The organism is Paenibacillus sp. Marseille-P2973, from assembly GCF_018101095.1.
Classification (GTDB): Bacteria; Bacillota; Bacilli; order Paenibacillales; family Paenibacillaceae; genus Fontibacillus; species Fontibacillus vini.
On record NZ_JAGQEH010000017.1, the window covers coordinates 41573 to 55667 of the forward strand.

Genomic DNA, 14095 nt, shown 5'->3' on the forward strand with positions numbered 1-14095 from the left:
GCTTAAGCAAATGACCACCGGATTATCGATATATTAGATATATCAGATGAAAGAAAGAGAGGAGATAAAGAATTGAAAAAAATGAAATGGGCCGGCCTGGCACTGGCGGCCGCTATGGTGCTTACAGTATTGTCCGGTTGCGGATCTTCCAAGGAAACGCTGAACATTTACAGCTGGGCTGACAACTTTGATGCGGATGTCCTCGCGGCATTCGAAAAAGAGTACGACGTGAAGATCAACTATGACGTATTTGCCAACAATGAAGACTTGCTTGCCAAGATCAAGGCGGGCGGTTCGGGCTATGACCTGATCCAGCCTTCCGATTACATGGTTGCCACCATGATCAAGCAGGATTTGCTGGCCCCGTTGAACAAGGACAATATCCCGAATTTCTCGAATATTGCCGATACCTACAAGAACCCGTCCTTTGACCCGGATAACAAGTACTCTGTAGTTTATACCTCCGGCGTCACAGGCATCGCATACAATACGAAATATGTGAAAGACGAAATCGACAGCTGGGAAGATCTCTGGAATCCGGAATACAAAGGAAAAGTCATCCTTCTTGACGATAACCGCGAGGTTATTGGCATGGCGTTGAAAAAAGCCGGGAAATCCAACAGCTCGACGGACGAAGGCGAAATTACCGCAGCTGTGGAAGATTTGAAGAACTTGCTGCCAAGCGTACTCGCTTTTGACACCGACAACATCAAGCAAAAGATGATTCAAGAGGAAGGCTGGATCGCTACGGTTTGGTCCGGCGACGCTTCCGTCATCGTCAAGGATAACCCGGACGTGGCCTACGTGGTGCCTAAGGAAGGCGGCACGATCTGGTCCGATAACTATGCGATTCCAAAAGGCGCAAAGCATCAGGAGCTGGCAGAGAAGTTTATTAACTTCATGCTCGATCCCGAGAATAGCGCCACAAACTATGAATCGATCGGTTACAGCGATCCGAACACGAAAGCTCACGAGTTTCATAGCGAAGAATACAACAACGATAAGATGATCAACTTGTCGGAAGACGAATTGTCCTGGACCGAGTGGTTACAGGATGTCGGCGACAAGCTGCAAGTATATGACCGTTTCTGGACCGAGCTTAAGAGCGGCCGGGAATAATGCCTTTGAGAAGAGCGTGGATAACACGCTCTTTTTTTGTTTGTGAAGATTTAATCGGGGGTAGGGATGGATGTAGGGTAGCGGAAACTTTGCCCCGTATTTTTGCGTCTATAATTTAAATTCGAGTAAAGAGAGGTCCTAAGCGATGATCAACTTAAAGAGAACAGCAGTTATGGCGGGCATTTTAAGCTCACTGCTTGCGGCCCAGGGTTCGGCCTCCGCAGCACCTGCCGTTAAAGAGGAAGCGAGTGTATTTGTAAACGGAAGACTGCAAGTGGAAGTATTGAACGTGAACAACCGTACCCTGATTCAACTTGTTGCTTTGAAGGATCCGGCTTGGAACATTTCCTATGAATCAAAAAAGAAAACAGTAATTGTGTCCAGCCCGTCCAATCAGAAAACGATTATATTGAAAGCGGGAGAGAAGACCGCAGAAATCAACGGTAAAAAGGTGGCCATCGATGTGCCGGTTACCGTGAAGGAAGGACGGACATATGTGCCGCTAAGGTTCATTTCCGAGCAACTCGGCGGTGCCGTATCCTTTAATAAGGACCAGAATCGGGCGGTGATCCGGACGCCTTCCGGACAGGCGGATTATGCTACCCTCATGAGCGGAGACTTGACCGACGCCCGGGAGGTCGCCTCCCGGTTGGAGTTGGTCTATGAGGACAGCTTCAAGCCGCTTCCGATAACGGGGGAAGGGTTTACAACCACCAACACTTTTCCTAAAGGAGAAGCGCTCCGTTTGAAGCGGGATTATAAAGGGATGACCTGGTATGCGGAAGTCAACAAGGAAGGTCTGCTGGTCGTAAAGTGGCAGAAGGATAGTCTTGGAGAAAAAAGTGAAAGCGGGAAACCTCCAAAGTCTTTTGGCGATGCGGTGTTTTTCTCCGATAACTTTATGGCGGAATTACTGGTTTACGGTACCGTAACCCCTGACGGGAAGTCCACCGAGCTCGGAAGAATCAGCTCGGCGGGGAACGGGGGCAAGGCATCGGCTTTGACGGTTCCAATCGAAGGAGAAATCCGGACGGACGCTGTAGCGGGCACAACCGGTCAGTAAACTCCAGAACGTCTACATGATTTTCCTCACTCGCGGAAATAATGGGTGTAACTCCGAGAAGAGATGAGGTCGAGAAATGAAAAAGTTCGCTTTTCAAATAGGGAGCGGTATGCTCGCCATCGGTTTGCTGGTTTCGGGATGGAGCGGCACCCCTCCTTGGCCGGGAGCCCAGGCTCAGGCTCAAGCGCATGCTTCTGGGCAGCTTTCGGCGAAGCAGGTCCAAAAGCCTGAGGTCGGACAGCCGGTCAATATTACGCTGAAGGGGAAGCCGCTTAAACAGCAAGGTCTGCAGGGCAAGGAGGGCGTGCTTGTCCCTCTTGAGATGATCCGTAAAGACTTGAAGATTCCGGTCAAGTACGACAAATCATCGAATACGTACACTCTTAAACGGCAGAATGTGGTCGTTCAGCTTCAACCGGGGGAAACCGGAGCCAAAGCTATTGTAGACGGGAGCACGCAGATCCTTCCCTACGAGTGGAAAGTAGTGGACGGCAACCCTTATGTGTCCGTGAAAGTACTTTCGGACAATTTGGGATATACCACGCAGTGGAATGAGGCCGGAACTGCGCTAAACCTGACTCCTCACCGGTTAAATGATATTAAAATCAGCACCCGTAACTTGGAGAAGGTGATTCCCGAGGCCTCCATCAAGATCCAATATCCTCAGGTCAGCGATTTGAAAAGCAAGCAAGCCGAGGAGAAGATCAACACCCTGCTCCAATCCAGGGCCGAGACGTTTATGCAAAATTCGCTTAAAGAAGCGAAGAAGAACCAGCCTTCACCCAACGGCAGCCCGTACGAGTATCTCGGCAATTACACCGTCACATACAACCGTGGCGGGCTGCTGAGCATTCTTGAGCAGACCTATGCTTATACAGGCGGGGCACACGGCATAAGCGTCAGGGAAGGGCTGACGTTCCGTCTGAGCGACGGAAAGCTGCTGACCCTTGATGAAATCTTGCGTGCCAATCCGAACTTCCGCAGCATCGTCGATCCTTCCATTGCCAAGCAGCTTCAACAAACCGAGGGGTATTTCGGCGGATTTAAGACGATCGGGAACAACCCGGATTACTATTTAAAAGATAACGGCGTCGTTATCTTCTTCCAGCTGTACGATTATCTTCCGTACGTGTTCGGATTCCCTGAGTTCTATTTTTCGTTCCCTGAGCTGGGGATTAAATCGAAATAATAAAAAAAAGACGGTGCAAGGGAATATCCTTGTACCGTCTTTTTTGTGATTTAGCTGAAATTAGACAATCTCCACAGGGATCAGCTCGAACTTGTCGACGTCCGCCAAGCCACGGTTGGTGATGCGAAGCTCGGGAATAACCGGAAGGGCGATCAGCGAGAACGTCATGAATGGCGCGTTCAACTCGCAACCCAGTGTCTTCCACGCTTGCTCCAGCGCCTGGACTTCCTTCACGACGACCTCCAGCGGCTGATCGGACATCAAGCCGGCGATAACCATCGGCACGGAGGCCAGTATCTTTCCGTCCAGAACGGCAATCATGCCGCCGCCGAGCTTAGCCAATTCATTGGCCGCGAAGGCCATATCCTCCGGATTGGTGCCCATGACCAGGAGGTTATGGCTGTCGTGCGCCACGGTCGAAGCGACCGCACCGCGCTGCAGACCAAAGCCCTGCGCGAAGGCCAGGGAAATCTGCCCGGTGCCGTGATGGCGGTCGATACAGGCCAGCGTAATGACATCCTGCTCCAGGCTCGGCTGAATGAAGCCGTCCTTCACGGAGAGCCGTGCAGTGCCGCGTGCAGTCCGTGCGCTGTTCTCGATCGCGCGGATCACGTTCACTTCCGTTTCGGCTGCGGCGTCCTTACGGCTGCTCGCCAGCGCGAAGTCGCGCGCCTCCAGCGGCCGCGCCAAGTGCACCGACTGCCGTGCGGCTTCCGGATATACATAGGCCGGGAAGGCCATTTTCAGCGCGCCGCCGTCAAACACCACGTTGCCGTCCGTGATGACGGTGGACGGCTCCATGTCCTTCAGGCTGTCGATGAGCAGCAGATCGGCGCATTTGCCCGGCGCGATGCCGCCAACGTCACCGTCGACCCGGAAATAGCGGGCCGTGTTGATCGAGCCCATCTGGATGGCGGTGACCGGCTCGACGCCTTCCTCGATGGCCCGGCGGACGACGTGGTTCATATGACCCTTCTCGATCAGGGTCTGCGGGTAAACATCGTCCGTAACCAGCATGATGTTGCCCGGCTGCACGTGATCTTCCGTCACGACCTTGATCACTTCCTTCACATCATGCCAGGCGGAGCCCTCGCGGATCATGAGATGCATGCCTAGCTGAAGCTTCAGCAGGCCTTGCTCGCGCGTTACCGTCTCATGGCAGGACGTGACGCCTGAGGCGATGTACGCTTGCAGCATCGGCTCGTCCTCGCTCGGGAAATGCCCGGTGACCGCCTTGCCTGCCCGGCATGTCGCGGCGATTTCGCCGGTCATTTTGGGGTCGCCGTACACGACGCCCGGGAAGTTCATCACTTCGCCGAGTCCCTCGACGCCTTCCCAGGTCATTCCGTCCTCGATATCGGCTACGTTCAGCTCCGCTCCGGCGTCCTCAAGATTGTCCGTGGCGGGCACGCACGAAGGGAAGGTTGTGTATACCTTCAGCGGCAGAGCACGCCCCTCTTCGTGCATCCAGCGTACGCCGTCGGCTCCAAACACATTGGCGATTTCATGAGGGTCCATGAAAATGCCGGTGGTGCCTTTCGCCAATGCGGCTTTGGCGAACTCGGTGACAGAGAGCATGGTGCTCTCGACATGCATATGCCCGTCCAGCAGGCCCGGTGCGATAAAGCGTCCCTTCGCATCCAGCACTACCGTATCTTCGCCGATCGTATGGCTGGCATCGCCGACATAAGCGATCCGCCCTGCGGCGATAGCCACGTCGGTATGAGCTTGAAGCTGTCCGGTGTATACGTTGACGAGCGTTCCGTTTTTAACGACCAGGTCGGCCTTTTTTGTTCCGGTGGCTACTTGGGCAAGCGTCCGGCGAACCTCGGTCCATTGTTCATCGTGGGTATGGCTCATCTTGTTCACTCCTTAGTTGGTGGGTGGCTAACTTCTCTGCTCATATTTTTTCACCGAATCGGCGAAAAAGCAAGGCAACCCGGCAAAGTGACGGTGCGCTTGGGGAGCAACAACCCATCCTAGTACCGGTTTATCACGAATAAAAAAAGGACCGCCCTAGGAGTGCGGTACACCCCAGGAGCGGTCCTTGGCTTTATTAACGTATGAAGTTTAACCTCTTATACGCCTTGTGGCGTGACTTTCTCGATAACGCGATCGATCAGGCCGTATTCTTTAGCTTCGGCCGCGCTCATGAAGTAGTCACGGTCCGTATCCTTCTCAATCCGGTCAAGAGGCTGGCCAGTGCGTTCAGCCAAGATCTTGTTCAGCTTGTCGCGCATCTTCAGAATGCGGCGGGCACGGATTTCGATATCGGTAGCTTGGCCTTCGGCTCCGCCGAGCGGCTGGTGAATCATGATCTCGCTGTTCGGCAGCGCGTAGCGTTTGCCTTCGGCGCCGGCATTCAGCAGGAAAGCGCCCATGGAAGCCGCGAGACCCACGCAAATGGTGGAGACGTCGGACTTAATGAACTGCATCGTATCGAAAATGGCCATCCCGGCTGTAATGGAACCGCCAGGGCTGTTAATGTAGAGATGGATGTCTTTGCCCGGTTCTTCCGCGTCCAGAAACAGCATTTGCGCAATAATCGCATTTGCGACGACGTCATTCACCTGAGAACCCAGGAAAATGATGCGGTCCTTCAGCAGTCTGGAGTAAATGTCATAAGCGCGCTCACCGCGGTTACTTTGTTCAACGACCATAGGAATATAACTCACCGATAAAACCTCCTTATTAGTTGGATCAACCATGTGAACGAAATCGGTTCAATCAATTTCAGAATTGACGGAATCGATGAATATTAACCTCATAATAAACAATTTAAAACAGAAAGTCAAAGAAAGTCAAACTCTGTGTAATAAAAAAACCCGTGCATAAGGGTTAGTGGGTAAAACATATGATATCCAGCAATCTGCTGATAAGTATAATGGCGCGCCCGCGAGGAATCGAACCTCGATCTCAGGCTCCGGAGGCCTACGTCATATCCATTGGACCACGGGCGCAAGTTGTATGGATTAGTTACATCCATTTAGCGTAGCAAAAATGATTATATGACATACGAGTTTAAAAAGCAAGCAAGTTCTCTAAAAAAGTTCCAGGGGAATATATGGAGAACGGGCGAGAGTGGTAGACGAGAACTATTTTTGCAAAATAGGCATTGTCATGAAAGCGCTTCTATGCTAATTTAGGATTATAAAAACGTTTTTATAAAAAGGAAGATTGGATATGGGTAAGGTTACCATCAAGGATGTGGCTAGAGAGGCGGGTGTATCGATCTCGACAGTTTCCAATGCGTTAAACAATGTCGATGTTTTGAACCCCGAGACCAAATCGCATGTGCTAAACGTGGCGAAACGAATGAATTATGTTCCGAATTTGAACGGCAAGCAGCTTAAAACAGGCAAAACGAAAATGCTAGGCTTCTTTACAACCAGCGTATCGGGTCCCTACTTCTATACGCTGGTTGAATCGATGGCCCGTGAATGCGACCGGCTCGGCTATGGGCTGAACGTATTTGTAACCCGCGACAAACAGGTCATAATGAGCAATATTTTGGGCCGGCGGGTCGACGGCGTCATTATTTATGAGGAATTGCGCATCGATGATGAAGACGTCAGCATGATGATGAAAGAAAAGATCAAGGCCGTGTTTCTGGATCGGTTTCTGGAGAATGAAACGATGGGCAGCGTGATTTTCGATTCCTTCGTGGCCGGTTACGAAGCAACCAAATACTTGATCAGTCTCGGACACAAGAAAATCGCTTATATCTCCGGCGTGGACACGATGTTCGACAGCGTGCAGCGGAGGGACGGCTATTTGGAGGCTTTGCGGGAGCATCAGTTACTCGTGGATGAAGATTATGTGCTCCAAGGTTATTTTGAGGAAGAAGGCACCTACAACGCGGTAAAATCATTTCTTCATATGCACCCGGACAAATTGCCGGATGCATTCCTGGCGGGGAACGACTTGAGTGCCATCGGTTGTATCCGGGCGCTGAAATCCCATGGATTCGACGTTCCTGCAGACATCAGCGTGGTCGGGTTTGACGATATCGATATCGCCCAATACTTCACGCCTCCATTAACAACGGTAAGGAACCAGATCGCCAGGCAGGGTGTACTCGCTATCGACCATTTGGTACGCATGATCCAGAAGAAGGAACAGGGCAAGAAGCAGAAATTGGCGGGAGAACTGGTTGTCAGAGGATCAAGCCAAGTGAAAATCCAAAGAAACGACCTTGGCCAAGAGTAAGAAGGCTGTATTCTGAAGAATCCGCGAAAATTTGGCGGGGCCAGGGACAGATTTTTATATGTGAAAATAAAAACGTTTTTATTGCATGGAAGCCAAAAGGGGGACCAAGGGATGGCCAAATCAGACGCGCATTTGGAGCAGAGAAAGCCCATGGGGCAAAGGATTAGAGACTTTATGGTCGACTACGGAAGGCAATGGGAACTGCAGTCGATGATTTTGCCTGGCGTCATTTTTATGATTATTTTTTGTTACATTCCGATTTATGGACTGACGATCGCTTTTAAAAACTACACGGTCATCGATACGTTGGACACGGCCCCGTGGGTGGGACTGGAAAATTTCAAAATCATTCTGTCCGACAAATATTTCTGGGACTCGGTCGTCAATACGCTGGGGATCAGCTTCCTGAAGCTGTTGATCGGTTTCGTGATTCCGATTGTGCTGGCGATCATGATCTTTGAAGTTGGTCACACCCGATTCAAAAAGATCGTTCAGACGGTTTCCTATCTGCCGCACTTTCTGTCTTGGATCGTGCTCGGCGGGATGCTGATTACCTGGTTCTCAACGACAGGGATGTTCAATCAGCTGCTCCTGGATCTCGGCGTGATCTCTCAACCTCACAATATTATGCTGGATGCCGGCAAGTACTGGTGGATCGCCACGTTGTCCGACATCTGGAAGGAAGCGGGCTGGGGAACCATTCTGTATCTGGCGATTATGTCGAAGATCGACCCGACCTACTACGAGGCGGCCAAGATTGACGGAGCCAGCCGGCTGCGGCAAATCTGGAACATCACCATTCCGAACATGAAAATGATCATCAGCTTGAACCTGATTCTGACGATCAGCGGCTTGCTCGGCTCCAACCTGGATCAAACGCTGGTGCTGATGAACTCGCAGAACCGGGCCCGCGCGGAAGTCATTAACTCCTACGTCTACCGCATGGGGATGACGCAAGGCGACTTTTCCTACGCGACGGCGGTCGGCCTGGGTGTCTCAATTGTGTCCGTCATTCTGTTAGTCACGGCAAACAAGGTCACCAGCAAATTGAATGATAATCAATCCGTGCTTTAGTAAGGGGGCATCCGAGTGAGCAGAACGGTGGCTAAACAAGATCTCGATAGCCGGGTCTTTGATGCGATAAATCTGATTTTACTGAGTATTTTTACGATCATCATTGTTGTACCGCTTTGGAACGTCATCGTTTCATCCTTCAGTTCCGGCAAATCGCTGGCTGAGGGGGGCTTCGTATTCTGGCCGAAAGAGTTCTCATTGGAGAACTACCAAGCTGTTTTTCGGGATACGAGCATCTGGCAATCCTTCTTTATTTCGATCTCAAAAACATTTCTCGGCGTCATTACGCACGTATTCTTCTGTGCCATGATCGGTTACGGTCTGAGCAAAAAATATGTCCGCGGCCGCAAGCTTTATGTGGCGATGGGCGTGATCACCATGTTTTTCTCGGGCGGTATGATTCCGACCTACTTGCTGATTAAATCGCTGGGGCTGCTCAACAGCTTCTGGGTGTATATCATCCCTGCGCTGTTCAGTTACTACGATGTGGTCATCCTGATGAATTTCTTCCGAAATGTCCCGGATTCGCTGGAAGAGTCGGCCAAGATCGACGGGGCCGGAGACTGGCGCATTTTCCTGAAAATATTTATTCCGCTGTCGATGCCGGCCATGGCGACGATCGCCTTGTTTAACGGGGTCGGACAATGGAACGATTTCATGACGACCAAGCTGTACATTACCGATCAGGCCCTCTATCCGCTGCAAATGAAGCTGTACGAGATTATCGTTCAGTCCCAGACGCAGTCGATGCAGAATATCGGGGGATCGGTCGTCATTGAAACGACGACGAAAGGGGTTCAACTAGCAACGATCGTCATTACAACCTTGCCGATTGTTGTGATGTATCCAATTTTGCAAAGGTACTTTATCTCGGGCATGATGCTGGGGGCGGTGAAGGAGTAGAGATAAGGTATATGTTGTGAAACCGGGGAAAACGACCGATACGGGGTAGGCTCCGGGCGGATTAGAAAGCGCTTTAATACAAAAGAGGAGGGGTTTGGATGTTGAAGATGAACAAGGCTTTTGGCAAAACAGGGCTTAAGGTGGGCACGGCACTTTTGGCAGCTGCGCTGGTCGTAACGGGCTGCGGCGGGGGATCCGGCGGCGGCTCGAAAAGCTCCGGCAAAGAGGTTTCCCTAGAAGGACGATATACGCCGGATCCGGAGAAGCCGGCCTGGCAGCTGGATACGAAAGAAGAGACTACGGACTTGACCTGGTATGTGAATGCCGACTGGTGGAACACCGACTTTGGCAATGATGTGGTCACCAAAAAGATTAAGGAAGATTTGAATATCAACATCAAATTCATCAAAGGCGACGACACGAAGCTGAACACCTTCTTCGCGGGCGGCGACATGCCGGACATCCTCACGACGTTCGACAACAATTCACCGGCCGCACAGAAGGCGGCAACCTGGGCGCTTCCATTGACGGAGCTGGCCGAGAAATACGATCCTTACTTCAATAAAGTAGCGGCTCAAGACACGCTGAACTGGTTCCAGCTTAAAGACGGCAAAACTTACGGCTATCCGAACTACTCCAATACGCAAGAGGATTATGACAGCGGTAACATTCCGGCGAAGACAGCGTTCGTGATTCGGAAGGATGTTTATGAAGCTTTGGGCCAGCCGAGCTTTGCTACGCCGGACGACTTCAAAAATTCGATGCAGCAAATCAAGGCGAAATTCCCTGAACTGTTCCCATTCGGCTTTAACTCGATCGGCACCGGCACCGGTTCTTTGGGCGATGTGTTGCAGGACTTCATCGGAGTGCCCCTGGAAGACGCGAACGGCGGGTTCTACGACCGTAACCTCGATGAAGACTATCTGACCTGGCTGAAAACGCTGAATCAGTCGTACCGCGACGGAGCGATCAGCGACGACAGCTTTGCCGATGACGGCCCGGCCTTTGAAGAGAAAGTGAAGTCCGGCAAATACGCTACGATGCTGCTTGACGGCACGCCGCAGCAAGGCGGCAATCTGCAAATTTTCATGAGCGCGAATCCGGGCAAAGAATACATCGCGATCGACGGTCCACAAAGCACTGTCGGCAATCAGCCGACCTTGAACCAGTCCGGCATTTCCGGTTGGATGGTCAGCTTCATCACGAAGAAGTGTAAAGACCCTGCTAAAGCGATCCAGGTGTTCACGTACCTGCTGAGCGAAGAAGGCCAAATGCTGATGAACTACGGTATCGAAGGTGAAACGTATACGAAAGCCGCCGACGGAAGCGTGCAATTCACGCCGGAAGTGAAAGACCTTCAATTGAACAATGCCGATAAATTCAAAAAGGATTACCGGATGGGCGAATTCATGTTCTTCGGACATGACCGTCATAAAGCGCTGAGCGCCGACGCTTTCCCTGAGGCGATCAAGCAAATGCAGGAGTGGGGCAAAGGCAAAATGAAGCCGCATTTCATCCTGGAAAATACAAATCCGGATCAAGGAACGCAGGAAGCGCGCGCCCTGACCGCTATCAACACCCAGTGGAGCACGTCGCTCGTCAGCATGATCCGCTCCAAGAGCGACGATGAATTCAACAACAATTTGTCGATTTACAAAAAGTTCCTGGAAGACAACAACTGGAGTAAGATCGTTGAAATTCGCAGCGAGAAGATGAAGCAAAACAAAGAAAAACTGGGCATGAAGTAAAAACGGATTAACCCATTAAACGGAGGGACACAGCATGCAGGAGCTTACGATATATGAATCTTTGGGAGAACGCGAGCTGTTCATCAAGAAATCCCCTCAGGAATTGACGCCGGCTGACATCGGTGTGGAAGCCGTCCGGGTGGCTTTGGATGAAACCCGGACTTTTCAAGAAATGGACGGCTTTGGAGCCTCTTTTACCGATTCAGCCGCCTTTTTGATGAACCAGATTTTGAATGAGGAGCAGCAAGCGGAAGTAATGCAGAGACTGTTTGATCCAAATGAGGGGATCGGGCTTTCGGTGGTTCGTAACCCCATGGGAGCTTCGGACTATGCTAGGGAAATGTACAGCTACGATGATCTTCCCCAGGGAGAAACGGATCCGGCGTTAAACCGGTTTTCGATCGCCCATGACGAGCAGGACATCATTCCATTGCTGCGGCAGGCGGTAAAGTGGAATCCGGAACTCAAGCTGATGGCTTCGCCATGGAGTGCGCCGGGCTGGATGAAGACAAGCGGCTCCATGATCGGCGGGGAGCTGAAGAGAGAATATTATGAAGCGTATGCGGAGTATTTTGTACGGTATATTCAGGCCTACGCAGAGAACGGGCTTCAGATCTATGCCATAACTCCGCAGAATGAACCGTTATTTGTTCCGGGACATTACCCCGGCATGCTGATGCTGCCTGAAGTACAGAGTGAGTTCATCAAAGATTTTCTAAAGCCTGCCTTCCGGCGGAATGGAATTTCCACCAAGATTCTCTGTTATGATCACAACTGGGATAAACCGGAGTACCCGCTGACGGTGCTGAACCAAGCGGAGGAAGAGGTGGACGGCGTGGCCTGGCACTGGTACGGAGGTCAGGCGTCGGCACAGAGCGAGGTCAGCCGGGCTTTTCCGGCCAAGGAAGTTCATTTCACCGAAGGATCGGGCGGAGAATGGATTCCTGCCTTCGAGCCGGCCTTCTCCAATGTGTTCCGGACGGGGATCGAGATCCTACGGAATCATAGCAAATCGTTCGTGTTATGGAACATGGCCCTCGATGAAAACAACGGCCCGGTGGTGCCGGGATTCGGGCGCAGTACTTGCCGCGGCATCGTGACGGTCAATCAGCAAACCCGCGAGCTGACCTATACGCTGGATTACTACGCGCTGGCGCATTTCAGCAAGATCATCCGCCCTAAAGCGGTGCGAATACACTCCGACAGCTCCGGAGACCACATTCGCTCCGTCGCCTTCAAAAATACGGATGATTCAATTGCCGTCGTTTTGTTTAATGATGGGGAGGGTGTAGAGAATGTATCACTCCGGCTGCGAGGAGAAGCGGAACTCTCCTTCTCGATGGCCCCTAAAAGCGCGATATCAATTAAAGCGGCCTTTTAAAGCTTACGGATATATGTAGTTTAAGAGCAACGCTCCTTATGGTCGGATAGATGGTAAGACGTCTATTACAACACTAAGGAGCCTTTTTATTGTCTGGGCCCATCCCCCAAAGGTTCGAAATCAGGCTATGCATAGGCTTTGGCGAGAATGTAAATTATACGGACGTCAGGCTTGCATCAGAGCTAAAAATTGGTTAGAATATCAGTGGGACTTAAAAAGTTTACCCGGGACATTTTAGGACCAAGGAGAAGGAGAGAGAAGACGAAGCTTGCAGGAGTGGAAAGCATGCGAACTATTTTGGAAATGCAAAAGCAGCTTCTTCCTGATCTCATGGAAATTCTCAAGAAAAGGTATACCATTCTTCACCAGATCTTGTTGTCGGACGTGATTGGCCGCAGAACGCTTGCGGTATCGCTGAACATGACAGAACGAGTGTTGCGGGCCGAGACGGATCTCCTGAAGGCTCAGGGCCTGATTGAAATCGAGAATATAGGCATGAGAATCAGTGATTCGGGCAGGAAACTGCTGGAGGCTTTGGAGCCGATCGTTAAGGAAATCTTCGGATTATCCAATCTGGAAGAAAGAATTCAGAAGGCTTTCGGACTTCGTAAGGTTGTTATCGTTCCTGGCGACAGCGAGGCTTCCCCGCTGACGAAGAAGGAACTGGGCCGGGCAGGAGCCAAAGCTCTGCTAAGCGCCATGAGCAGCCAGGACGTAGTTGCGGTTACCGGCGGTTCTACTATTGCCGAGGTAGCGGAGCAACTTAGCCCGCCGGCAAATCTTTCGCTGAAGCAATGTTGGTTTGTGCCGGCGAGAGGCGGATTGGGTGAAAGTCTGGAGATACAGGCCAACACGATTGCCTCCGGGATGGCAAAACGGCTTGGAGCAGGGTATCGTCTGCTGCATGTGCCTGATTTGCTCGGAAAAGAAGCGTACGAGTCGCTCGTAGGCGATCCTAACATCCACGATATCGTAGAGATGATCCGCGAGGCGCGGATTATCATTCATGGAATCGGTGATGCTATGGAGATGGCGCGCCGCCGCAAATTGGAATCTTCCGTGGTCCAAGAGCTGCAGAAGGAAGGCGCGTTAGCGGAATCATTCGGATACTATTTTGATGAAAATGGCGTTGTCGTTCACAAAATGCTGACTCTGGGTCTTCGGCTGGAAGACATCAAGAGTACCGAAACCGTCATTGGCATCGCGGGCGGTAAGAGCAAGGCGAAGGCCATTCTTGCCGTGCTGAAATTCGGGCACGAAGATATTCTTGTGATCGATGAAGCCGCGGCGGAGGAAATCGTGGAAGAGATCGAGCGAAGCGAGAGCCGCAAAGCGGAATAACTCTTTTCCGCACTCAAAACAAGAAAGTTTATTAAATGGTTTACTCATGGCGGGTTATTCAGCCTGTC

General features: G+C 51.4%; 11 protein-coding genes and 1 tRNA gene. 9 read left to right on the forward strand and 3 right to left on the reverse strand.

Translation table 11 applies throughout. The annotated features are described in order from the left end of the window. The first annotated feature begins 72 nt into the window (after positions 1-72). The 3 genes from KB559_RS22030 (at position 73) to KB559_RS22040 (ending at position 3371) form a co-directional block, all read left to right on the forward strand. Entirely contained in the window at positions 73-1119 is a 1047-nt protein-coding gene (locus KB559_RS22030) for an ABC transporter substrate-binding protein (RefSeq protein WP_282103195.1), read from the forward strand. 145 nt (positions 1120-1264) lie between these two features. Further along, complete coding sequence (locus tag KB559_RS22035; RefSeq protein WP_211025152.1) at positions 1265-2182, forward strand: copper amine oxidase N-terminal domain-containing protein; 918 nt, start codon at positions 1265-1267, stop codon at positions 2180-2182. A gap of 76 nt (positions 2183-2258) precedes the next feature. Continuing rightward, a complete protein-coding gene (locus tag KB559_RS22040) occupies positions 2259-3371 on the forward strand; it encodes a PdaC/SigV domain-containing protein (protein ID WP_247682027.1) in 1113 nt (370 codons plus the stop codon). Positions 3372-3431: 60 nt separating this feature from the next. Here KB559_RS22040 and ade read toward each other — a convergent pair whose 3' ends face one another. From ade to KB559_RS22055, 3 genes are all read right to left on the reverse strand, one after another. After that, entirely contained in the window at positions 3432-5231 is a 1800-nt protein-coding gene (gene ade, locus KB559_RS22045) for an adenine deaminase (protein ID WP_211025154.1), read from the reverse strand. 218 nt (positions 5232-5449) lie between these two features. After that, positions 5450-6046: an ATP-dependent Clp endopeptidase proteolytic subunit ClpP gene (clpP, locus tag KB559_RS22050; protein ID WP_280520401.1), complete on the reverse strand. Its 597-nt coding sequence runs from the start codon at positions 6044-6046 to the stop codon at positions 5450-5452. Positions 6047-6256: 210 nt separating this feature from the next. Continuing rightward, positions 6257-6331 (reverse strand) — tRNA-Arg (locus KB559_RS22055). Between the two features lie 223 nt (positions 6332-6554). On the opposite strand from KB559_RS22055, the gene KB559_RS22060 reads away from it, so the two are divergent. The 6 genes from KB559_RS22060 to KB559_RS22085 all read left to right on the forward strand — a co-directional run bounded on the left by KB559_RS22060 (position 6555) and on the right by KB559_RS22085 (position 14027). Beyond that, positions 6555-7580, forward strand: coding sequence for a LacI family DNA-binding transcriptional regulator (locus KB559_RS22060; RefSeq protein ID WP_211025158.1), 1026 nt, complete (start codon positions 6555-6557; stop codon positions 7578-7580). 111 nt (positions 7581-7691) lie between these two features. Beyond that, a complete protein-coding gene (locus KB559_RS22065; protein ID WP_211025160.1) occupies positions 7692-8654 on the forward strand; it encodes an ABC transporter permease in 963 nt (320 codons plus the stop codon). A gap of 15 nt (positions 8655-8669) precedes the next feature. Then, entirely contained in the window at positions 8670-9557 is an 888-nt protein-coding gene (locus tag KB559_RS22070) for a carbohydrate ABC transporter permease (protein WP_211025162.1), read from the forward strand. 98 nt (positions 9558-9655) lie between these two features. Next, the gene (locus KB559_RS22075; protein ID WP_211025164.1) at positions 9656-11305 is read left to right on the forward strand and encodes a type 2 periplasmic-binding domain-containing protein; all 1650 of its coding nucleotides are present in this window, start codon (positions 9656-9658) and stop codon (positions 11303-11305) included. A 34-nt stretch (positions 11306-11339) separates the two neighbouring features. Beyond that, complete coding sequence (locus KB559_RS22080; RefSeq protein WP_211025166.1) at positions 11340-12686, forward strand: glycoside hydrolase family 30 protein; 1347 nt, start codon at positions 11340-11342, stop codon at positions 12684-12686. Between the two features lie 285 nt (positions 12687-12971). Next, positions 12972-14027: a sugar-binding transcriptional regulator gene (locus tag KB559_RS22085; protein WP_211025168.1), complete on the forward strand. Its 1056-nt coding sequence runs from the start codon at positions 12972-12974 to the stop codon at positions 14025-14027. The last annotated feature ends 68 nt before the right edge of the window (positions 14028-14095 follow it).

Coding starts and splice junctions, on each gene's coding strand:
- KB559_RS22080 (WP_211025166.1), top strand. CDS start 11,340: ATGCAGGAGCTTACGATATATGAATCTTTGGGAGAACGCGAGCTGTTC.
- KB559_RS22085 (WP_211025168.1), top strand. CDS start 12,972: ATGCGAACTATTTTGGAAATGCAAAAGCAGCTTCTTCCTGATCTCATG.
- KB559_RS22035 (WP_211025152.1), top strand. CDS start 1,265: ATGATCAACTTAAAGAGAACAGCAGTTATGGCGGGCATTTTAAGCTCA.
- KB559_RS22060 (WP_211025158.1), top strand. CDS start 6,555: ATGGGTAAGGTTACCATCAAGGATGTGGCTAGAGAGGCGGGTGTATCG.
- KB559_RS22075 (WP_211025164.1), top strand. CDS start 9,656: ATGTTGAAGATGAACAAGGCTTTTGGCAAAACAGGGCTTAAGGTGGGC.
- ade (WP_211025154.1), bottom strand. CDS start 5,231: ATGAGCCATACCCACGATGAACAATGGACCGAGGTTCGCCGGACGCTT.
- KB559_RS22065 (WP_211025160.1), top strand. CDS start 7,692: ATGGCCAAATCAGACGCGCATTTGGAGCAGAGAAAGCCCATGGGGCAA.
- KB559_RS22040 (WP_247682027.1), top strand. CDS start 2,259: ATGAAAAAGTTCGCTTTTCAAATAGGGAGCGGTATGCTCGCCATCGGT.